A 20,401-nucleotide genomic window follows, 5' to 3' on the forward strand; every position below is an offset into this window, starting at 1 on the left:
CAATCCGTTCAAGGAATTCCGACATGTCGTCCATTCTCCTCGTCACCTCAAGCCCGCGCGCCGAATCCCTGTCGACGAAAGTGGCTACCGAATTCGTCGATAAGCTGAAGGCAAACAATCCGGCCGCAACCGTCGCACATCGCGACCTCGGCAAGAACCCGATCGCCCATCTCGACCCGGTCACCACCTCGGCCATCAAGAAGCAGCCGGCCGACCGCACGCCGGAAGAAGCCGCAGCCGTCGTCGAATCCGACACGCTGACCAATGAACTGCTGGCCGCCGACACAGTCGTCATCGCCACCGGCCTGATCAACTTCAACATCTACTCCTCGCTGAAGTCCTGGATCGACATGGTCGCCCGCGCCGGCATGACCTTCCGCTACACTGCTGAAGGCCCGGAAGGCCTGGCAAAGAACAAGAAGGTCTACATCGTCCTGTCGGCTGCCGGCGTTTATTCGGATGGCCCGGCTGTCGCCATGAACCACGCCGTTCCCTACCTCAAGACCGTGCTGGCCTTCCTGGGCATGACCGATGTCGAAGTCATCTATGTCGAAGGCACGGCCTTTGGCCCGGAAGCCTTTGAAAAGGCGATCGCCTCCGCTGCTGCCCGCACGGACGAACTGGCCAAGGCTGCCTGATCCGCATCTGATCCACCGCTGAAAACACATATGGCGACCGATGCAGATCGGTCGCCATATTTCGTTGGAAGACATTTTGTTCGATGTGCGTGCCCGCGCAGACGCGATGTCAGACCGCTTCGCGCTCCTGCATCTGTCCGCTGCGCACATTCTTGCTGCCGCGCGTAGCCTCGGCCATGCCGTTGAGCTGCATGGCAATCGCCGGGCGCACCTCTGTCAGCCGCTCGCTCACCGGTGCCGGCCGGCCAAGTAGATAACCCTGCAATTCATCACAGCCCGCCTGTGTCAGGAACAGCGCCTCCTCGATGGTCTCGACGCCTTCGGCGACGATACGCATGCCGAGCCCGTTGCCAAGCGCAATGATGGAGCGGACGATCACTTGCGCGCTGTCGACGACGCCGAGATTGCTGACAAAACTGCGGTCGATCTTGATCGTGTCGAATGGATAGCGGCTGAGATAGCTGAGCGACGAATAACCGGTGCCGAAATCATCCAGCGCCACATCGAAGCCCATCTGCTTGAGATCGCCGAGCACCTGCAGCGCGCGCTTGTCGTCATCGATCAGCACGCTTTCGGTGATCTCCAGCTCGATCTGCGACGGTTCGGCACCGGTTGCCTTCAAGGTTTCCGCCAGACGGCTGACGAAACGGCTGTTGCGGAACTGCAGCGGGCTAAGATTGATGCTGATGCGCCGGCCTTCCAGGCCACCACTCAGGCGGCATGCCTCGGCAATCACCCACTCGCCCAGCGCCACGATCTGGCCCGACGCTTCAGCCACGGGAATGAACTCGCCCGGAGGCACAAGGCCGCGCTGCGGATGGTGCCAGCGCAGCAGCGCCTCATAGGCGACAATCTCGGCCGTCGCTGCATCCACGCGGGGCTGCAGATAAAGCTCGAATTCGCCGCGCAGGATGGCGAGATCGAGATCCGCCTCCAGCGCCCGCCGTTTTTCGATCAGTTCGTTCATGCCGGGCTTGAACACCAGGCTGGTGCCTCGCCCTTCCTGCTTGGCATGGAAAAGGGCGATATCCGCCCTGCCGACCAGCCCGTCGAGATCATCCGCATGTTCCGGGCAGAGCGCCCCGCCGATGCTGACATCGGCCAGCACGATGTCGCCGCTGACGAGTTCGATCGGCTCGGCCATGCTGCGCAACAGGCGATGGCCAAAATCCTCGATCTGCGCATTCAGATGGGCGCTCGTCAGGATCACCGCAAATTCGTCGCCGCCCAGCCGCGCCACGACATCATCCGGGCCGAGCAGGCGCTGCAGCCGTGCAGCCGTCTCGCGGATCACAGCATCGCCAGCCTGATGGCCGTGGATGTCGTTGACGTCCTTGAAGCGGTCGATATCGACCATGGCGATGGCAAAGCTCGCGCCGCGTTCGGTCAGCTCCCCCACACGTTCGGCAAACAGTGCCCGGTTCGGCAGGCCTGTCAGGAAATCGTGCTGCGCCAGATGGCGAATGCGCTGTTCGGCTTCCTTGCGATCGCGCAGGTCGACGATGCAGCCGACGCGCACGCGCTCGCCACGATAGACGATGTCGCGTCCGCGCGCCTGTACCGGAATGCGTTCGCCGTCGCTCGCCACCAGCACCAGTTCGTGGATCGTGTCGTCGTTGAAGGTGGTCACGGTCGCCACATCGATTGACGGCCCGTTCTGAAGGAAATCGAAGATGCTCGTGCCCGGCAGGTCTTTCAGTGGCCGACCCAGCAGCTTCGCCAGCTGCGGATTGCCATCGACGACGATGCCGTCGCGGTGGATCATGATCGCCTCGAACGTGGCACTGGCCAGGGCCGCAACACGCTCGCCGTCATCGCCAACGACAACGTTTTTCACCTTCTTACGATGGAAAGCGGCCAGCGACCAAGCCTTTCGGCCAGGGATCAGCCAGCTGAGACCGGCAAAAACAAGCGCACCTGCGCCCAGTCCCCAATACAGGTCCGTCGTGATCGTGGCTGTGGCAGATGCCATCACTACCGCATTCGTCGCAGCCGCCGCAGCCTGCGGCTCGAGGCAGACGAGAGGGCTTAGCGCAAACCAGCCGATATGTATGCAACCTGCTCGCATCAACGGACCGACAACTCAAATGACAAGATGAGCGGACGGTAGCGGCAAGGCCTTAATTTTAGGTGATCGGCAAACGCCAGCCGACGACAATTTCAGCAACAGGATCAAGACCGTGCTGACTTTTCCGTGAGAGCGGAGAACGACTTACGTTACGGTAACCGACTCTGCGTCAACAGCCGTCAGGCCGAGCGTTCCGGCGCACCATCGGAAAACAGCGAGGCGCCGTTCTGATCAATGATCTGGCGTGCCTTGCGGAACGTGCTTTCGACTGCGTCATCCATCGAGGTGAACATGTCTGCCCGGATGAAGGTGCGCACAAGCACGGTCTCGCCGACCTGCTTTTCGATACGGCCTGCAAGCCGATACTGGCTGCCTTCCTTGATCGGCGCGGGATGGATCATGCAGCCCGCATGCTCCTGCGGCTCGACAGCCGGACCTGCGGCAGCCTTGGGCGCATCACCGGCGGAAAACATCGAAAGGAAACTGGAAAAGAATGAAGCCATGGGATTTGCCTTATCATACCAATGCCGCTGCCGGAAGCCACGCATTGACGCAGCTTCCGTCGGTTCAAAATGCCCGTCAGATGATCAGATTGGCGAGAATTTCGTTTTCGGTTATGTCCTCGTAACCGAGACCCGCGGCTTCAAAACGCTGGAACAGGCCGGCAAAGTTTTCCGGCGCCGTCGTTTCGATGCCTATCAGGATCGAACCGAAATTGCGGGCCGATTTCTTGAGATATTCGAAACGGGCGACATCATCGTCGGGACCGAGCATATCGAGAAAGTCGCGCAGCGCACCGGGACGCTGCGGCAGGCGCAGGATGAAATATTTCTTCAGGCCGGCAAAGCGCATGGCGCGCTCCTTCACGTCCGGCAAACGCTCGAAATCGAAATTGCCGCCCGACACCACGCAGACCACCGTCTTGCCAGCCAGCCTGTCCGGCCCCAGTTCCTCCAGCGCCCGGATCGACAGGGCGCCGGCCGGCTCCAGCACCACGCCTTCAAGGTTGAGCATTTCGGTGATCGTCACGCAGATGGCGTTTTCGGCGATCAGTTTTACCTGCTCGGGCGGAAAGCCGCTCAGGCGCTCGAAATTGAGGCTGCCGATACGGGCAACGGCTGCGCCATCGACAAAATTATCGACCTTGGACAGCGTCACCGGCCCACCGGCGAGAAGGCTCTTTTGCAGGCTCGGCGCGCCTTCCGGCTCGACGAACAGAAAGTTTTCGCGCGCCACGACATCCTTCAGGAAACCGGTGGCACCCGATGCCAGCCCGCCACCGCCAACCGGCAGGATAACGAGATCCGGCACCGCGTCGCTTGGCAACTGGTCCATGATTTCTGCGGCAACCGTCGCCTGGCCTTCGATGATATCGGCATCGTCGAAGGGTGGCACCATCATGGCACCCGTCGTTTCCACATGCTCGCGGGCAGCAGCATAACATTGATCGAAAATGTCGCCGACGAGACGGATCTGGATGAACGGGCCGCCGAACATGCGGGTCTTGTCGATCTTCTGCTGCGGCGTCGTCACCGGCATGAAGACCACACCCTGCACCTCGAAATGGCGGCAGACGAAGGCAAAACCTTGCGCATGATTGCCGGCCGAGGCGCAGACGAAAACACGGTCACGACCATGCACTTCTACGGCCTTGCGCAGAAAATTGAAGGCACCGCGAATCTTGTAGGAACGGACGGGAGACAGGTCCTCGCGCTTCAGCCAGATTTCGGCGCCATACCGGCGGCTCAAATGTTCATTGAGCTGCAACGGCGTTTCGGGAAAAATTTCCCGCATGGCCACCTGAGCATCCGCGACCGCGACTTTATCCAAGACCTTCACTCCCTGACCGTTCTCTCTGTTGAACCGGCTATGCCACAGCGGCGCGGAAGACAAAAGGATATTTCCGAACCCAGCGGTACGGTTGAGGTAGATGATCGGAATTGATGAGTACAGTTGGCACTGGTGCGGACGGCGGGGATCGAACCCGCAAGACCGAAGTCGAGAGATTTTAAGTCTCTTGCGTCTACCAGTTTCGCCACGTCCGCGTGACGTGTCTTTTCAGGCACATAAGCCGTGCAGTCAACAGCCGGTTTTGAAATCACGCGGATTTCAGCACGCGGCTTATATTAGCAACTACCATTGATGCGACCTCGCCAAAGCCTATGTCGATCTTTTGGCGCAGGAGCGATCATGGCAAAATTCTATCTGCATATTTCCGACGGCAAGGAAGCCGAAGTGGAAATCGACGCAGCCAATGCCCACGCGGCGATGAATGACGGGCTGAACGCACTCAGCACCTTCGCCTGCCGCAATTTCCCGCCGCCCGACAATGTTTCGATCACCGTGCTCGACGACAAGCGCCGCAAGGTGGGTCGCATGCGTTTTGTGTTTGAAATCGAATATGCCGATACTCTCGTGATGTAGTCCGTCCCATCAGGCACAAAAACAAAAGAGCGCGACATCCCTGCCGCGCCCTTCTCAAAACCTTTACAGCCGATCAGGCCAGCTTGGCGGCGATTTTTGCCACATGGGCGCCCTGGAATTTGGCGGCTTCCAGCTCGACTTCGGACGGCTGACGAGAGCCGTCGCCATCGGTGATGGTCGAGGCGCCATAAGGAGAACCGCCCTTGACGGCTTCAACGCCCATCTGGCCCTGGAAGGCATAAGGCAGGCCGACAACGACCAGGCCGTGGTGAAGCAGTGTCGGGATGAAGCCGAGAATGGTGGATTCCTGACCACCATGCTGGGTGGCGGACGACGTGAATACCGAACCGACCTTGCCGACCAGCTTGCCGTTGAACCACAGGCCGCCCGTCTGATCCCAGAAATTGCGCATCTGCGAGGCGACCGTACCAAAGCGCGTGCCGGCGCCGACGATGATTGCGTCGTATTCGGCAAGCTCATCGACGGTGGCGATCGGCGCTGCCTGATCGAGCTTGAAATGCGAGGATTTTGCCACCTCCTCCGACACCAGTTCCGGCACGCGCTTGACCGTTACCTCGGCACCGGCCGACTTGGCGCCTTCGGCAACCGCGTAGGCCATCGTCTCGATATGGCCGTAGGAGGAATAATAGAGGACCAGAACTTTTGCCATTGTCTTCGTTTCCTTGGTTTGTGTGGGTGTAGGCGCTTCGACCGGCGCGCTGCCGATCAGCTTTTTGAGAAATTCGATGATCATCGGCCCGCCTTGTAACAATCGTATGGGCGAAGCTAACGGAGGCAAGCCAACCCCGCCAGCCGATGGTTTCAGCACGCACTGTCCACTTTTCATGAACAACGACGAGAGATCTCGTTCATCTTTTGTGGAAGGCAAGCCCGCAGCATGTTGCGGCTTGCATTCATTCTGCCGCGCGCTAACGTCAAAGCATCCGCACACCGCACGAGTACCCTTCATGAGCCAGACCTCCTCCGTCACCGCCGCCATGCTTGCCATCGGCGACGAGCTTCTCTCCGGCCGCACCAAGGATAAAAATATCGGCCATCTCGCCGACCTTCTGACGATGGCGGGCATTGATCTGAAGGAAGTCCGCATCGTTGCCGACGAGGAGGATGCCATCGTCGAGGCGCTGAATGCGCTGCGCAGCCACTACACCTACGTCTTCACGTCAGGCGGCATCGGCCCCACCCATGACGATATCACCGCCGATTCGGTGTCAAAGGCTTTTGGCCTGCCCTGCATCCACGATGCGGCGGCGATGACGCTGCTTTCGGAAATGTACAAGCGCCGCGAGATGGAATTTACGGAAGCCCGCCAGCGCATGGCGCGTATGCCGCAGGGTGCAAAACACATCGCCAATCCGGTCTCGACCGCGCCCGGCTTCATCGTGGAAAACGTCTATGTGATGGCCGGCGTGCCGCAGGTGTTTCAGGCCATGGTCGACAACGTCCTGCCGACGCTGAAGACCGGCGCAAAGATGCTGTCGCGCGCCATCCCCTGTCCCTATGGCGAAGGCGATATCGGCACGCTGCTTGGCGCCATCCAGAAGGCGCATCCCGCCACCAGCATCGGCTCCTATCCGAAATATGACGGCCAGCGGTTTTCCACCGAGCTGATCGTTCGCGCCCGCGACAACGACGTTCTCGATGCGGCCGCAGCCGCCGTCGAAACAATGATTGCGGAACTCACTGCGCAGAAAACCGCCACAAACCCCTCGCCGGACGCCTGATCGCGGCCAGCCTCCTCCATCGCCGCCCCATCCTTGACCCGCAGGCCACCGCGACCCACCTTCCATACAAGGCCGGGTCTGGAAAAAATCCCGGCGCATGAGGAGGCACCGCAATGAGTTACAAGACCATCATGGCCGTACTCGATGATCCGGCCAGCGCCCGGCAGATCAGCGATTTCGCCACCTTCCTTTCCGAGCGGTTCTCCGCCCATATCGTCGGTGTGCATGCCGAAACGCTGGCCGCCGTGCCGCTGATCGCGCCGATGGAAATTCCCGATCCTGCCGCCGTGCAGGTTCTGCAGGAAGCTGCCCAGCGCGAAACCGCCTCGGTCGAGAAGATTTTTCGCGAACGCATCGAAGCACAGGGGCTGCCTTCCGAATGGCGCAGTTTTGTTTCCGCCAACGGTTATGCTTCCGGCAATGTCATAGAAAGCGCGCGTGCCGTCGATCTGATCGTCGCCAGCCAGGGGCACGCACCGGAAGGCGGCCCCGTCAATCGGGCCGATCTCGAGGCATTCCTGTTCGAAAGCGGCCGCCCCATGCTGCTGGTGCCGCGCACCCTCACCCAGCCCCAGCCGATCCGCCGCGTGCTGATCGCCTGGAACGGCTCGCGTGAGGCGACGCGTGCCACATTCGATGCGCTGCCCTTCCTGAAAAATGCCGAGAGCGTCGAAATCTTCTGCGTCGATCCGCCGGAGACATCCGGCCAGATGCCGGACATGGCAGGCGTCGAGCTCGCCGCCACGCTTTCCCGTCACGGCGTCAACGTGACGCTGCGGACCGAACACACAAGCGGCATCAAGGCATCCGCAGCCATCGAGAACCGGCTGGCCGATTCCAGCGTCGATCTGCTGGTGATGGGTGGTTATGGCCATGCCCGCTGGTGGGAAGTGCTGTTTGGCGGCGTCACCCGCACGCTGCTGGATTCGATGACGGCGCTGACGCTGCTGTCGCGCTGAGAGGACCGGGCTGCCTTCTCCCCGCAGGCCGGGGAGAAGGACGTTCACGGGAACGCACCGCGTTTAAGGCCGCACCTCGAGATAAACTGACTGCCCGCCATCCCTGCCGATCGCAACCACATCATAGGCTGCAGCCGGATCGTCGCCCATGCCAAGCGCACCGGCCGGCATGCCCGGCACGGCGACACCGGCCATATCGGGCCTTTCCTTCAGCACGCGCTTGAGCGCCGCCAGCGGCACATGGCCTTCGAACACATAGCCGTCGGCCACGGCGGTGTGGCAGCTCCAGGCCTCTTCGGGCACGCCCCATTTGGCCTTGACTGCATCCATATCGTCCACAATTTCCATACGCAAAGGCACACCGGCCGCCTTCACGGCCTTGGCCCATTCCTCGCAGCAGCCACAATACGGGTCCTTGTAGACAACCATTTCCGCCGCCTGCGCCGTCACGGAAGCCATTAGCGCGAAAGCCAGCGCGCCCATCATCAATCTCGGTTTCATCACGATATCTCCATCGTCTTCGAATTTTCAGTCAGGGTGTCAGGCGACGAATGCGCCCATCGTTTCGAGAACAGGAGATTTGGGTGGCGGCACCGGCGGCGCTAAAAACAGCACGGTAATGCCGCACTCGGCAGGCGGGCAGAAACACGGCTGCACGCCAAAGGGCGCAACCACCAGCAGGTCAGGCACGATCACAGGCGATGCCACGCATTGCATCGGACAGGCGGCAGGCGTGCATCCCGCCTCCTGGCAATATTTGCCGCCCCGTGCGGCATGCGCCTTGCCGGGATGATACGCCGTTTGAATGTGGGACGCCGCCTGCCCCGCATCATCCGATGGCATTTCCAGCGACAGCGCACCGCCTGCCAGAAACAGCGTCGCGACGAGCATCGACAGGAAACGCAGCATGATGACCATGACGGCATGATTGCACCGTCAATGCCGTAAATGAAGCGCTCACCAGAGGGACAATTGAGCGCAGCTTCTCTATCGTCAGTTTTCCCGGCGCATGCGGGCGGCCTCGCCGCTCAATCCTGCTCGTAAACCACCCAGGCCTTGTCGAAATTGCGCGCAGCCAGATCTTCTTCGCTCATCAGCACATACAGTGCGCCCGGAAAGGGATAACCGGTCGCCTCGTCGGTGCCGATCTGCAGTACCAGCCGCCAGTCCTTGGCATCTGCCAGCAGGCGCTTGCCCTGCTCCGTCTCGAATGCGGAAGTATCGCCGGCATAAAGGCCGTTTGCGGCCAGCTGGCTCATCGCCTGCATGCCGGTCTGGATGGCACGCGGCCAGCCACCAAGCTGGTGATTGCCGCCCTCGGCTGCCGTCGGCCAGCCCAGCGAAAACAGCCATTGCGAATAGATCGACGTATCGTCGCCGCTGATTTCGCCGACCGTATCCCAGCCGCTGTCGCCGACCGGCACCGTGGTCACGACAGAACGCGGAGAAATGGCTGCGGCCTTCAGGCTGGCGGCACCGGGAAAATCCGAGAGTTCCTTCGGCAGAGGCTTGCGCTCGAGTTCGGCTTTCGGCGTGTCGTCATAAACCAGCTTCCAGCCGGCTTTTCCGCGCGGCTCGTAGCTCGCCGGCAGAACCGGCATGTCGTAAAAGAACAACAGCCTGCCCGTCGTCGGCAGCGCCTTGTCGAAACCGGGTTCGCCGGCCAGAGCCGCCAGATCCACCTGCGCGACAAACGGCAGCGGAAACGGTTTTATCACGGTCTCGGCCAGCAGTTTCTGTTCGACAGCCGCCTTGACGGCCACATCCGCCGGCAGACCGGTGGCATTGGCCAGATCGGCTTCACTCACCTCGGCGCCGGCATCCTTCATGACTTTCAGCGCCGCAGCCCTTGCCTCCTCGTTGGCGCGCTTGCGCTCATCGGCAAAAGCCCTGCCCTCGGCTTCCGGCACCCAAGGCGGCACGACACCGGCATCGGCATAGAAATTGGCGGCATCGGCGGTGAACTGTTCGGCCAGTTCCACCGCATTCTCATAAACCGGCCGCATCGGCCATGCGACACCCTTAGGCAGGTCCGGCAGGCCACCGACCTTGGACGAACCGAGCGGCAGCGCCGTTTCATCGGCGGGTTTGGTATCGAGCACGATGCCATCGCGCGCCACCTTGACGATCGCCGCCACACCGGCCGCCGACATGCCGGCCTCGGTCAAACGGTCGGACAGTTCGTCACGTGATGAGGGCAGCGCCATGATCTCCTCGCCCTCCTGCGCAAATGCCGCATGGGGGCTGGACAGGGAAATACAGGCCAACAGGCTGCAGGCGAGAGCGAGACGGAAACGGCGGGCCATGGTCGGCTCCTCGGGCTGGTCGCGGGGAAAAGAGCAGTGCCGTGACTCGCGTGACAAGATCAAGTCGGATGCGGTGGGCTGTACATCGCCGCGCGTTTTCGTCCCAACTCGAACGAACAGGGCCTTGCGCTAGAATTGGTCGTGTTTCCACTTTTATCGTGATAGCCGTCCTTCGTCGCCCAGCTCATTTTCCTCAGAAGGGAAATCTGTATGAAGTGCCTGCGCATCTACGCCACACCGGATGGTGAATCTCATTTCGATGAAATCGAACTGCCAACGACGAAGCGGTCAGTACATCCAGATGCGGTTCCGTTTGACGTTACCGCCAGCTACCCAGCCTCACGTGTCCGGATCACTCATATTCCGGAGGGTATGCGGGAAGTTGCGTGGCACAAGGTACCAGAGCCGGTGCTGACCGTCAGGCTTGATGGATCCGTAGAATACGAAACCAGTGACGGAGAGGTGCGCCAGGTTTCGGCTGGCAGTTTCGTGCTGGTCATGGACACCCATGGGAAAGGCCATCTTTCGCGACATTCACCAGAGGCTCAGACCGTCATCTGGATATCATTGCCAAACGGCCTTGATCTTCCATCGCCGCAATGACCGTTCATCCATTCGTGGCAGACATGCCGTCCAGTCCGCCACTCGCCCACCTACAATTCCCCCGATCATCCACAGCACCCTCACCCTCCCGCTTGCCATCGATCCGCCAATACCGTTATGAAAGCCTGCAAGGGGCCGGAAAACCGGCCTTTCGGCGTCTCCGCCCTCACTACCGGCGCGGCCGCCCGTTTTCTTTCACACCATGCTTGCGGAGCCCGTCGGATGTCTCTTCCCGATAAAGCCTTTCCCGTTTCCTGGGATCAGTTCCACCGTGATACCCGTGCGCTCTCGTGGCGGCTGTCCGGCCTCGGCCAGGAATTCAAAGCCATCGTCTGCATCACCCGCGGCGGCCTCGTGCCGGCGGCGATCATTTCGCGCGAACTCAATATCCGCATGATCGACACCGTCTGCATCGCCACCCGCCATGATTACGTCAATCAGGGCGATACCGTTCTCCTCAAGGGCATTTCGCCGGAACTGATGGAAAATGGCGGCGAAGGCGTGCTCGTAGTTGACGATCTCACCGATACCGGCAAGACGGCACTGGAAGTGCGCGCTATGATGCCAAAAGCGCATTTCGCCTGCGTCTACGCAAAACCCTCCGGCGTGCCGACCATCGACACCTTCGTGACAGAGGTTTCGCAGGATACGTGGATCTATTTCCCATGGGACATGGGCTTTACCTATCAGGAGCCGATCGCCAAGGGCCATCGCGGCTGATGGCCGACAGCCGCTGATTCGCCAAAAAATCTCTGGCCAGCCCCATGCATGCAGGGCTGGTCTTCCAAATCCGCACGGCGTCCCATTTCGGAACGATTAAAGAGCGTGGTCCACTTTGGGTGCCGCGCTCTTTCCATATCTGGTGATGCCTTGGCATGCCGGGGACACGGCGGTGGCGAGGTGACAAGCTCTTTCCGAAATCCACCGGAAAATGTGGCAATTTATCGTCGCTTTTGTGGTGCACGGCCGTTCATTTTCCGGCTCATCACTGCTTGACCTCCAAAAACTTTCTCGCAAGCAATTGAGATTTAACGGCTATTTTTTCTCCCCGTTTTCCACAGGCCCCAACCACAATATCTTGTGGTTAAAAAAGTGTGGCAGACCAGCCCTTGACCCAAAGGCTGCGACTCGGCATGAATGATCCCATGTTGCGGCGGCGACTGGACCGGATATACGAGACCGGCCCTCCTTCGATTTGTAGATTTCCTGCATGGCTCGGGCCGACATGACTGTCGCCTTGGCAACGGGTTTTCGTGCGCGTTCGAATGCTTGCCAATGCGGTGCCCAAGGCTGGTAAAAATATTCTGTTAATGCTATATTTAGCGTTTGCAGCCAGCATCGGACACAAGATACAGGTTAAGCAATCACTGCTGATTCACCTGGATCACCGAATCCGACCGGCTGCCCATGATGGCGAGCGGCCGGCGCTGAAGATTTGCGCCTTGAGAGGCGCCACGAACTAAGGACGAGACCATGCGCATTGAACGTCGTTTCACCAAGCCCGAGACCGGGGCTTATGGCGAGATCGCTTTCCGCAAGGCGGTGAGCGAGATCCGCAACCCGGACGGCTCCATCGTTTTCCGTCTCGCCGATATCGAGGTGCCGACCCAGTTTTCTCAGGTCGCCACCGACGTTCTGGCCCAGAAATATTTCCGCAAGGCCGGCGTGCCAAAATTCCTGAAGAAGGTCGAGGAAAACGACGTTCCTTCCTTCCTGTGGCGTTCGGTTGCCGATGAAAAGGCGCTGAAGGACCTGCCGGAGAACGAGCGTTACGGCTCGGAAACCGATGCGCGTCAGGTGTTTGATCGTCTCGCTGGCACCTGGACCTACTGGGGCTGGAAGGGCAAGTATTTCTCGTCTGAAGAAGATGCGAGCGCCTTCAAGGACGAGCTTGCCTATATGCTCGCCACGCAGCGCGTCGCCCCGAACAGCCCGCAGTGGTTCAACACCGGCCTGCACTGGGCCTATGGCATCGATGGCCCCGGTCAGGGCCACTTCTATGTCGACCCCTTCACGGGCAAGCTGACGAAGTCGAAGTCTTCCTACGAACATCCGCAGCCGCATGCCTGCTTTATCCAGTCCGTCGAGGACGACCTCGTCAACGAGGGCGGCATCATGGACCTGTGGGTGCGTGAAGCCCGCCTGTTCAAGTATGGCTCCGGCACCGGCTCCAACTTCTCCTATCTGCGTGGCGAAGGCGAGAAGCTTTCCGGCGGCGGCAAGTCGTCGGGCCTGATGTCCTTCCTGAAGATCGGTGACCGCGCTGCCGGCGCCATCAAGTCGGGCGGCACCACCCGCCGTGCGGCGAAAATGGTTGTGGTCGACATCGACCATCCGGATATCGAAGCCTATATCGACTGGAAGGTGAAGGAAGAGCAGAAGGTTGCCGCTCTCGTCACCGGTTCCAAGATCGTTGCCCGTCACCTGAAGTCGATCATGAAGGCCTGCGTCAACTGCGAGGCCGATGGCGACGATTGCTTCGATCCGCTGAAGAACCCGGCCCTGAAGCGCGAAATCCGCGCTGCCAAGAAGGACCAGGTTCCGGAAAACTACGTCAAGCGCGTCATCCAGTTCGCAAAGCAGGGTTACAAGGATCTTGATTTCAAGACCTATGACACCGACTGGGATTCGGAAGCCTACCTGACGGTTTCGGGCCAGAACTCCAACAACTCCGTCTCCTTGAAGGACGACTTTCTGCGCGCCGTCGAAAACGACGGTGACTGGAACCTGACCGCCCGCAAGGACGGCAAGGTCATGAAGACGCTGAAGGCACGCGACCTGTGGGAAAAGATCTCCTACGCCGCATGGGCGTCGGCCGATCCGGGCCTGCATTACAACACCACCATGAACGACTGGCACACCTCGCCGGCCGCGGGCCCGATCCGCGCCTCGAACCCGTGCTCGGAATACATGTTCCTCGACGACACCGCCTGCAACCTGGCGTCCCTGAACCTGTTGCAGTTCAAGTCGGCCGCCACCAAGCGCATCGACATCGCCGATTACGAACATGCCGTTCGCTTGTGGACCGTCGTTCTCGAAATCTCCGTGATGATGGCGCAGTTCCCGTCCCGCGAGATTGCCGAACGCTCTTACGAATACCGCACGCTTGGCCTCGGCTACGCCAATATCGGCGGCCTGCTGATGTCGACCGGCATTCCGTATGACTCGAAGGAAGGCCGCGCCATTGCCGGCTCGCTGACCGCCATCATGACCGGCGTTTCCTACGCCACGTCGGCTGAAATGGCATCGGAACACGGCCCATTCCCGGGCTTTGCGCCGAACCGCGACAACATGCTGCGCGTCATCCGCAACCACCGCCGCGCCGCTCACGGCGAAACGTCGGGCTATGAAGCCCTGTCGGTTGATCCGGTCGCTCTCATCCACGAAGAGAACCCGGATCAGGATCTGGCAGTGCATGCCATGGCCGCATGGGACAAGGCGCTGGAACTCGGCGAACAGCACGGCTACCGCAATGCCCAGGTATCTGTTATCGCGCCGACCGGCACGATCGGTCTCGTGATGGATTGCGACACGACCGGCATCGAGCCCGACTTCGCACTGGTCAAGTTCAAGAAGCTCGCCGGTGGCGGTTACTTCAAGATCATCAACGGTGCCGTTCCGGAAGCGCTTCGCACACTCGGTTACTCGGAAAGCCAGCTTGCCGAAATCGAAGCCTATGCTGTCGGTCACGGCAACCTCAACCAGGCCCCGGCCATCAACCCGTCGACGCTTGCCGCCAAGGGTTTCCCGGCTGACAAGATCGAAGCCGTCAACGGCGCTCTCAAGGCTGCCTTCGACATCAAGTTCGTGTTCAACCAGTGGACGCTTGGCGCCGACTTCCTCAAGGAAACCTTGAAAGTTTCCGACGAGCAGCTGGCCGACATGAGCTTCAACCTGCTCGAGCATATCGGCTTCTCCCGCAAGGACATCGACGCCGCCAACATCCACGTCTGCGGTGCGATGACGCTGGAAGGCGCGCCGTTCCTGAAGGACGAACATCTGGCCGTATTCGATTGCGCCAACCCCTGCGGCAAGATCGGCAAGCGTTATCTGTCGGTAGAATCGCACATCCGCATGATGGCAGCTGCCCAGCCGTTCATCTCGGGTGCGATCTCCAAGACGATCAACATGCCGAACGACGCGACTGTCGAAGAGTGCGGCGAAGCCTACATGCTGTCCTGGAAGCTGGCCCTCAAGGCCAACGCCCTTTACCGTGACGGCTCCAAGCTTTCGCAGCCCCTCAACGCCTCGCTGATCGACGAAGACGATGCCGACGACGCTCTCGAAGAGCTGATCCAGGCACCGGCAGCCGCGCAGGCGGTCACCGTCACCGAAAAGATCGTCGAGCGCATCATCGAGCGTGTATCGCGTGAACGTGAAAAGCTGCCGAACCGCCGTCAGGGTTACACCCAGAAGGCCAATGTCGGCGGTCACAAGGTTTACCTGCGCACCGGCGAATTCGGCGATGGCCGCATCGGCGAAATCTTCATCGACATGCACAAGGAAGGCGCCGCCTTCCGTGCGATGATGAACAACTTTGCGATCGCCATATCGCTGGGTCTGCAATACGGCGTACCGCTGGAAGAATATGTGGAGGCATTCACCTTCACCAAGTTCGAGCCGGCCGGCATCGTGACGGGCAATGACGCGATCAAGAACGCCACGTCGATCCTCGACTACGTGTTCCGCGAACTCGCCGTATCGTATCTCGGCCGCCACGATCTGGCGCATGTCGATACGTCGGACTTCTCGCAGACCGCACTCGGCAAGGGCATTCAGGAAGGCAAGACCCAGCTCGTTTCGACCGGCTGGACCCGCGGTTACAAGCCGACCCTGATCCAGGGCGGCCAGATTGACCGCGCTGCCGGCGAACCGAAGGGTGCAGCCACGGCAGCCCCTGCCCGCGCCTCGGCCAATGTGACGGCGTTTGCCGGCTCGGCTGCCCGCAAGCTGGAACCGGCTGTCGCCATCTCGACCTCGGAAATCGTCGCCTTCAAGCGCGATTACGAGGAACGCGCCAAGGAACTGGCCGAAGAGATCGCCGAGGAAGCACCGCTGGCCAGCGAAAGTGAACAGGCCGCAACCGCGCTGTTCTCCGACAAGGCAGCAGCGGATGCCGCATCGGCAAAGGCCGAAGCCAAGAAGGTGGAAGCCGACCGCCGCATGAAGTCGATCATGCAGGGGTATACGGGCAACATGTGCTCCGAGTGCCAGAACTTCACGATGGTGCGCAACGGCACGTGCGAGAAGTGCGACACGTGCGGTGCTACGAGCGGCTGCAGCTGATTGACGCGACAGCGTTGAATGAATGAGAAAAGCCCGGTTTCACGACCGGGCTTTTTGGTATCGGCTGGCAGAAACATGCCCCCTCACCAAGCGCGTCCAGCGCTCGGCTTCGCCTCTCGCGGACTTGCTATCCTCTCCCTCAAGGGGAGAGGTAAGACGCTGCGGCCCTTATCTCTCCCCTTGAGGGAGAGAAAGCGATTTCAACACCTTAGCCAAAGGCTAAGTGTTAGAAATCGCAAGTGAGGGGTAAACGCCGCCTCCACCATCACTCACCTCGATTCATCAACTCGGCGACAATTTTCATCACCACACCATCCAGATTGCGTTCCACCTCGTCGTTCCAGAAGCGCAACACGCGAAAACCTTGCGACCTGAAATAGGCGTCACGCACTGCATCTGACGCGCTTTCGGAGTGCTGGCCACCATCCACTTCGATAATCAGTTGCGCCTCGAAACAGACGAAATCGAGAATGTAACCGCCGGTCGGCACCTGCCGCCTGAACTTGAAACCTTCAAGCTGCCGATTGCGCATCGCCTGCCACATCAGGTTTTCCGCCTTGGTGGAATCCGTCCGCATCGCTTTCGCATATCGGCGATGCTTGTCTGGAATGTTTCTATGCATGTGATGCCCCCAGCCGGGAAGCATTTAACCGCCGGCTGAAAGGGAAAGGCAAGATGGTTGCGGCAGCGTGTTTACCTCTCCCCCTGCGGGAGAGGATACAAGATCATGATCTTAGCTTCAGCTAAGTCATAGATTTTGTTGGTGAGGGGCAACCTTCTGCGCCCCCACAAACGCAAACAGCGCCGCGCACCCTTCCGGGCACACGGCGCTGCCGCAATCATATCAGGCGCAAATCCTAGAAGTGGTAGTTCACGCCGGCCTTGATGGTGTGATCCTTGACGTCGCTTTCGGCAACGGTGCCGCTGGCGGTGTCGAAGCTGCGGACGTCGCCGGTGCGGGTGTAGTTATATTCCACGCGGCCGGAAATCTGCTGGTTGAACTTGTGCTCAACGCCGGCGCCGACCTGCCAGCCTGGCTTCCAGCCGTCAGGACCTTCAACACCAGCGCTGTCGCGGATGCTGGTCATGGCGACGCCGCCTGTGCCGTAGATCAGCGTATTGCCGAGCGGCATACCGACCTTGGCCTTGCCGGCCAGGCGGTAGCGTTCCTGCAGGTTGCCATTAGGCACGTTTACTTCGACATCGCCCAGATGCGAGAACTCGACTTCGCCACCGACGACAACGCCGTTGGTTTCCATGTTGTAGCCGCCGTGGACGCCGCCGGTGAATTCCTTGTCGCCCGAAAACGGGTTGCTGCGCTCCGAAGAGGTGCCGGCATGGATACCGACATAACCGCCGGTCCAGCCCGAATCCTGCGATACAGGCTCGTTGTAGGACGGGGCTTCATAAGCATTGGTGAGATCGGCAGCGAAAACCGGGCCGGAAACGAAAGTGGCGGCAAGCGCCAAAGCAAGCGACTTCTTGATCATGACTATACTCCATACACAGCCCGCAGATGGTGGATGCGCGGGCGATACATCGGCTTGCGCCACGGAAGTTTCCAATCGGTCCAGCCCGGTCCCCTGACCGTCTTGGCACTTCCGCACCGGTATGCCTTTAACTTTCACGAAATCATAAACAGTCCATTAACCGCGCCGCGCCGTCGCCCCCGCGCCGATACCGCAACAGCCCCGGTTTTCCGCATTCACGCCTGAGCGGAGCGAAAGAGCCGATAACGGAATCAAGTGCTTGCAATTATCCCGACATTTGATCGCCTTTCGCGGTCGCCTGCAGATATTTTTTTCGTGATCACGGCCGAAAAAACAGCCAGCATCAGCGGGTGAGCCAGCCTTGGCCGCAACCACATGATCCCGGTCCGTACCGAAACCATGGGAGAACGGCAGTTTTGCCAAAAGGTTTGTCTGGTCACGGCAGCGCCCTCCGCTATCTTGGGAAACCCACACCCTGAGCGACCGGAAGCCCATGAGCGAAACGCCTCCAAAAACCCGCGAACGTTTTGTCCTGCTCGATGGTTTGCGTGGTGTCGCCGCCGTGTTCATCGTGCAGCGCCATGCCGAGCCGATGCTGGGCGACGCCCTGCCCTCCAGCTATCTCGGCGTCGACCTGTTCTTTGCCCTGAGCGGTTTCGTGCTTGCGCATGCCTATGGGTCGGCGCTGGCCTCCGGCGCCACGTCGTCGCTCGCCTTCATGAAGGCGCGGCTGCTGCGGCTTTACCCGCTCTATCTGGTCGCGCTGGCGCTCACCGTCGGTTATTACCTGCGCATGTACCAGACCGGCCTGCCGGTGATGGCGGACGAGGTGGTGGCACCGGGCGAGCTTGCTGCCGCCATCGTCACCGGCCTTCTGTTCCTGCCGACGCCCTTCACCATCTCCTTCAACGCTGCGCTGTTTCTCGTCCACCCCGCATGGTCGCTGTTCGATGAACTGGTCGCCAACTTTGCCTATGCGGCGCGCGGCGTGCGCCTGCAAAGCCGCCATATCGCCGTCGTCATCGCCATCAGCGCCGCCGTGCTGGTCATTGCCGCGCTGCAATTCGAGCGCCTGCATGCGGGCTTCCGCTGGAACGAGATGTATGCCGGCCTTGCCCGCGTGTTCTTTTCGTTTTCCGCCGGCGTGCTGATCTATCGCCATCGCCGCAGGACGCAGAAACTTCAGCCGCTCGCAGCCCTCGCCTGCCTCGCTGTCACGGCCGCCGTGCTCGCCGCGCCGACGCCAAAAGATGTGAAATGGATCTTTGATCTGATCGTCGTCTTCCTCGTCTGGCCGGCTATGCTCTATGCCGCAAGCGGCATCCTGCCCGACCGCCGCACCGCCGCCGTCTCCACCTTCCTCGGCACGGCCTCCTACGGGCTTTACGTGCTGCATTCGCCCTTCATCGATTGGGCTGTGCTCGGCTGGGCGACATGGACCGGCAACAGCATCGGCGACCTGCCGTTCGCGCCGGTTGCCGGCACCGCCTTCATCGGCCTTTGCGTGCTCCTGTCATGGTGGCTGACGGTAGCGTTCGACGAACCCTTGCAGCGCCGTTTCAAGCGTGCCCGCGCTGACCGCCGTCCACTGGCCGACAATCCCGGAGGCCCCTGAAACATCCGCACCCATAGATGACGCATGACCGGCGGAACCAAAGCATTCACCGCGTGTTGAAATGCCACACGGCAGCAATAGACCGTGATCATTTCAGGAGGTTCATCATGGGACGCGGTATTCTTCTCTGGCTTCTGGGTATTCCACTGCCGATCGTCATCCTTCTCGTCCTGTTCCTGCGCTGAGGAGGCTGACATGCCCCTCACCTCAACAGACGCCACGGCGCTCACGCCGGTCGAATCCTCGAAATCGGCCGTCGCCTGGGGACCGATCATCGGCGGGGCGGTCGCCGCCACCGGCGTCAGCCTCATCCTCATCATGTTCGGCTCCGGCCTCGGCCTCACCATGGTCTCGCCCTGGGCGGGCGAAAGCAGCTCGGCGGCAACGGTCGGCATCACCGCCGCGATCTGGCTGATCGTCGTGCAATGGCTGTCCTCGGCGCTCGGCGGTTACCTGACCGGTCGCCTGCGCACCAAATGGGCGGCCGTCCATACTGACGAAGTGTTTTTTCGCGATACCGCCCACGGGCTCGTGTCCTGGGCCGTAGCCACCCTCTTCGTGGCAGGGGTCCTCACCTCGTCGCTGACCTCGCTTGCCGGTGCCGGTGCGCAGGCAGTCGGCAGCGCTGCCGCCACAGCCACGGTGGCCGCCGCCTCGACATCCGGTGGCCCGGCAGACACGTCGGCTGCAACGTCATACTTCACCGATGCATTGCTGCGCCCGGAACGGGTTTCGTCCAATGCGCAGGGTGATGACACCGCGGCAACCGCCGAAGTCTCCCGCATCCTCGTCAACGGCGCCGTTGCCGGCGGCGTGCCGGAAGACGACAAGGCCTATCTCGCCGCCATCGTCTCGGCCCGCACCGGGCTGGAACCGGAACAGGCACGTAGCCGCGTCGATGCCGTGCTGCAGCGTATCGAAGCCGCCAAGGTCGCCGCTCAGGAAGCGACCGACAAGGCCCGCAAGGCAGCGGCAACCACCGCACTGGTCGGCGCCATCTCGCTGCTGGTCGGTGCCTTCATCTCCTGCGCGGCCGCCGCTCTTGGCGGACGCCAGCGTGACGAGGAAGAAGACCTGATCGCCGCCCGCCTCTGAGCGCGACCCGATCTGACGAAAACGAAGCCTCGCAGCGATGCGGGGCTTTTTTGTCGCGTCACGTCAACGCAACGTGAGCCAAGTTTATGATGCCAAACAAAATGCGGATCGGAGTGTGGTTTTGCTCGTAGAATCGTTTCCATCCCCTAATCTGGCGCTTGATGAAAGCGAAGGA

At 60.8% G+C, this 20,401-nt stretch carries 18 protein-coding genes and 1 tRNA gene; 9 read left to right on the plus strand and 10 right to left on the minus strand.

The window, feature by feature from the left end; translation table 11 throughout:
- Positions 1-23 precede the first annotated feature (23 nt).
- Entirely contained in the window at positions 24-638 is a 615-nt protein-coding gene (locus AAIH70_RS01180; RefSeq protein WP_132273341.1) for an FMN-dependent NADH-azoreductase, read from the plus strand.
- Between the two features lie 109 nt (positions 639-747).
- On the opposite strand, the gene AAIH70_RS01185 is transcribed toward AAIH70_RS01180, so the two are convergent.
- From AAIH70_RS01185 to AAIH70_RS01200, 4 genes are all read right to left on the minus strand, one after another.
- A complete protein-coding gene (locus tag AAIH70_RS01185; RefSeq protein ID WP_245519115.1) occupies positions 748-2,610 on the minus strand; it encodes a putative bifunctional diguanylate cyclase/phosphodiesterase in 1,863 nt (620 codons plus the stop codon).
- Between the two features lie 275 nt (positions 2,611-2,885).
- Positions 2,886-3,209 (minus strand): HlyU family transcriptional regulator, encoded by a 324-nt coding sequence (locus tag AAIH70_RS01190; RefSeq protein ID WP_132273339.1) that lies wholly within the window; start codon positions 3,207-3,209, stop codon positions 2,886-2,888.
- 76 nt (positions 3,210-3,285) lie between these two features.
- Positions 3,286-4,536 carry a threonine ammonia-lyase gene (gene ilvA, locus AAIH70_RS01195; RefSeq protein ID WP_132273338.1) on the minus strand — a complete coding sequence of 417 codons (1,251 nt, stop codon included), beginning with the start codon at positions 4,534-4,536 and terminating at the stop codon, positions 3,286-3,288.
- A 130-nt stretch (positions 4,537-4,666) separates the two neighbouring features.
- Positions 4,667-4,751, minus strand: a tRNA-Leu gene (locus AAIH70_RS01200).
- 145 nt (positions 4,752-4,896) lie between these two features.
- Between AAIH70_RS01200 and AAIH70_RS01205 the strand changes: the two genes are divergently transcribed.
- Positions 4,897-5,130: a hypothetical protein gene (locus AAIH70_RS01205; RefSeq protein WP_132273337.1), complete on the plus strand. Its 234-nt coding sequence runs from the start codon at positions 4,897-4,899 to the stop codon at positions 5,128-5,130.
- Positions 5,131-5,203: 73 nt separating this feature from the next.
- Here AAIH70_RS01205 and wrbA read toward each other — a convergent pair whose 3' ends face one another.
- Positions 5,204-5,800: an NAD(P)H:quinone oxidoreductase type IV gene (gene wrbA / locus AAIH70_RS01210; protein ID WP_132273753.1), complete on the minus strand. Its 597-nt coding sequence runs from the start codon at positions 5,798-5,800 to the stop codon at positions 5,204-5,206.
- Between the two features lie 298 nt (positions 5,801-6,098).
- Here wrbA and AAIH70_RS01215 point away from each other — a divergent pair, with 298 nt between their 5' ends.
- On the plus strand, positions 6,099-6,872 hold the full coding sequence (locus AAIH70_RS01215) for a competence/damage-inducible protein A (protein WP_132273336.1): 774 nt from the start codon (positions 6,099-6,101) through the stop codon (positions 6,870-6,872).
- A gap of 113 nt (positions 6,873-6,985) precedes the next feature.
- Complete coding sequence (locus tag AAIH70_RS01220) at positions 6,986-7,831, plus strand: universal stress protein (protein WP_132273335.1); 846 nt, start codon at positions 6,986-6,988, stop codon at positions 7,829-7,831.
- A 63-nt stretch (positions 7,832-7,894) separates the two neighbouring features.
- Here AAIH70_RS01220 and AAIH70_RS01225 read toward each other — a convergent pair whose 3' ends face one another.
- The 3 genes from AAIH70_RS01225 to AAIH70_RS01235 all read right to left on the minus strand — a co-directional run bounded on the left by AAIH70_RS01225 (position 7,895) and on the right by AAIH70_RS01235 (position 10,137).
- The gene (locus AAIH70_RS01225) at positions 7,895-8,332 is read right to left on the minus strand and encodes a DUF411 domain-containing protein (protein ID WP_207908241.1); all 438 of its coding nucleotides are present in this window, start codon (positions 8,330-8,332) and stop codon (positions 7,895-7,897) included.
- A gap of 39 nt (positions 8,333-8,371) precedes the next feature.
- Positions 8,372-8,749: a hypothetical protein gene (locus tag AAIH70_RS01230; protein WP_132273333.1), complete on the minus strand. Its 378-nt coding sequence runs from the start codon at positions 8,747-8,749 to the stop codon at positions 8,372-8,374.
- A gap of 110 nt (positions 8,750-8,859) precedes the next feature.
- Entirely contained in the window at positions 8,860-10,137 is a 1,278-nt protein-coding gene (locus AAIH70_RS01235) for a DUF1963 domain-containing protein (RefSeq protein WP_132273332.1), read from the minus strand.
- A 210-nt stretch (positions 10,138-10,347) separates the two neighbouring features.
- Between AAIH70_RS01235 and AAIH70_RS01240 the strand changes: the two genes are divergently transcribed.
- From AAIH70_RS01240 to AAIH70_RS01250, 3 genes are all read left to right on the plus strand, one after another.
- Positions 10,348-10,740, plus strand: a complete 393-nt coding sequence (locus tag AAIH70_RS01240) for a hypothetical protein (protein ID WP_132273331.1) — start codon at positions 10,348-10,350, stop codon at positions 10,738-10,740.
- A 222-nt stretch (positions 10,741-10,962) separates the two neighbouring features.
- Positions 10,963-11,460, plus strand: coding sequence for a xanthine phosphoribosyltransferase (gene gpt / locus AAIH70_RS01245; protein ID WP_132273330.1), 498 nt, complete (start codon positions 10,963-10,965; stop codon positions 11,458-11,460).
- A 753-nt stretch (positions 11,461-12,213) separates the two neighbouring features.
- Positions 12,214-16,026, plus strand: a complete 3,813-nt coding sequence (locus tag AAIH70_RS01250) for a vitamin B12-dependent ribonucleotide reductase (RefSeq protein WP_132273329.1) — start codon at positions 12,214-12,216, stop codon at positions 16,024-16,026.
- Positions 16,027-16,291: 265 nt separating this feature from the next.
- Here AAIH70_RS01250 and AAIH70_RS01255 read toward each other — a convergent pair whose 3' ends face one another.
- Both AAIH70_RS01255 and AAIH70_RS01260 read right to left on the minus strand, forming a co-directional pair.
- Positions 16,292-16,648: an endonuclease domain-containing protein gene (locus AAIH70_RS01255; RefSeq protein ID WP_132273328.1), complete on the minus strand. Its 357-nt coding sequence runs from the start codon at positions 16,646-16,648 to the stop codon at positions 16,292-16,294.
- 235 nt (positions 16,649-16,883) lie between these two features.
- A complete protein-coding gene (locus AAIH70_RS01260; protein WP_430032827.1) occupies positions 16,884-17,516 on the minus strand; it encodes an outer membrane protein in 633 nt (210 codons plus the stop codon).
- A gap of 493 nt (positions 17,517-18,009) precedes the next feature.
- Here AAIH70_RS01260 and AAIH70_RS01265 point away from each other — a divergent pair, with 493 nt between their 5' ends.
- Both AAIH70_RS01265 and AAIH70_RS01270 read left to right on the plus strand, forming a co-directional pair.
- A complete protein-coding gene (locus AAIH70_RS01265) occupies positions 18,010-19,131 on the plus strand; it encodes an acyltransferase family protein (RefSeq protein ID WP_132273326.1) in 1,122 nt (373 codons plus the stop codon).
- A 195-nt stretch (positions 19,132-19,326) separates the two neighbouring features.
- Positions 19,327-20,226: a hypothetical protein gene (locus AAIH70_RS01270; protein ID WP_132273325.1), complete on the plus strand. Its 900-nt coding sequence runs from the start codon at positions 19,327-19,329 to the stop codon at positions 20,224-20,226.
- The last annotated feature ends 175 nt before the right edge of the window (positions 20,227-20,401 follow it).

The sequence above is a fragment of the Neorhizobium sp. BT27B genome, from assembly GCF_050455485.1.
GTDB lineage: Bacteria > Pseudomonadota > Alphaproteobacteria > Rhizobiales > Rhizobiaceae > Neorhizobium.

Excerpts from the sequence above, each read along its gene's own strand:
- AAIH70_RS01180 (WP_132273341.1), top strand. The coding sequence starts at position 24 with ATGTCGTCCATTCTCCTCGTCACCTCAAGCCCGCGCGCCGAATCCCTG.
- AAIH70_RS01185 (WP_245519115.1), bottom strand. The coding sequence starts at position 2,610 with ATGGCATCTGCCACAGCCACGATCACGACGGACCTGTATTGGGGACTG.
- AAIH70_RS01190 (WP_132273339.1), bottom strand. The coding sequence starts at position 3,209 with ATGGCTTCATTCTTTTCCAGTTTCCTTTCGATGTTTTCCGCCGGTGAT.
- AAIH70_RS01205 (WP_132273337.1), top strand. The coding sequence starts at position 4,897 with ATGGCAAAATTCTATCTGCATATTTCCGACGGCAAGGAAGCCGAAGTG.
- wrbA (WP_132273753.1), bottom strand. The coding sequence starts at position 5,800 with ATGGCAAAAGTTCTGGTCCTCTATTATTCCTCCTACGGCCATATCGAG.
- AAIH70_RS01215 (WP_132273336.1), top strand. The coding sequence starts at position 6,099 with ATGAGCCAGACCTCCTCCGTCACCGCCGCCATGCTTGCCATCGGCGAC.
- AAIH70_RS01220 (WP_132273335.1), top strand. The coding sequence starts at position 6,986 with ATGAGTTACAAGACCATCATGGCCGTACTCGATGATCCGGCCAGCGCC.
- AAIH70_RS01225 (WP_207908241.1), bottom strand. The coding sequence starts at position 8,332 with ATGAAACCGAGATTGATGATGGGCGCGCTGGCTTTCGCGCTAATGGCT.
- AAIH70_RS01230 (WP_132273333.1), bottom strand. The coding sequence starts at position 8,749 with ATGGTCATCATGCTGCGTTTCCTGTCGATGCTCGTCGCGACGCTGTTT.
- AAIH70_RS01235 (WP_132273332.1), bottom strand. The coding sequence starts at position 10,137 with ATGGCCCGCCGTTTCCGTCTCGCTCTCGCCTGCAGCCTGTTGGCCTGT.
- AAIH70_RS01240 (WP_132273331.1), top strand. The coding sequence starts at position 10,348 with ATGAAGTGCCTGCGCATCTACGCCACACCGGATGGTGAATCTCATTTC.
- gpt (WP_132273330.1), top strand. The coding sequence starts at position 10,963 with ATGTCTCTTCCCGATAAAGCCTTTCCCGTTTCCTGGGATCAGTTCCAC.
- AAIH70_RS01250 (WP_132273329.1), top strand. The coding sequence starts at position 12,214 with ATGCGCATTGAACGTCGTTTCACCAAGCCCGAGACCGGGGCTTATGGC.
- AAIH70_RS01255 (WP_132273328.1), bottom strand. The coding sequence starts at position 16,648 with ATGCATAGAAACATTCCAGACAAGCATCGCCGATATGCGAAAGCGATG.
- AAIH70_RS01260 (WP_430032827.1), bottom strand. The coding sequence starts at position 17,516 with ATGATCAAGAAGTCGCTTGCTTTGGCGCTTGCCGCCACTTTCGTTTCC.
- AAIH70_RS01265 (WP_132273326.1), top strand. The coding sequence starts at position 18,010 with ATGAGCGAAACGCCTCCAAAAACCCGCGAACGTTTTGTCCTGCTCGAT.
- AAIH70_RS01270 (WP_132273325.1), top strand. The coding sequence starts at position 19,327 with ATGCCCCTCACCTCAACAGACGCCACGGCGCTCACGCCGGTCGAATCC.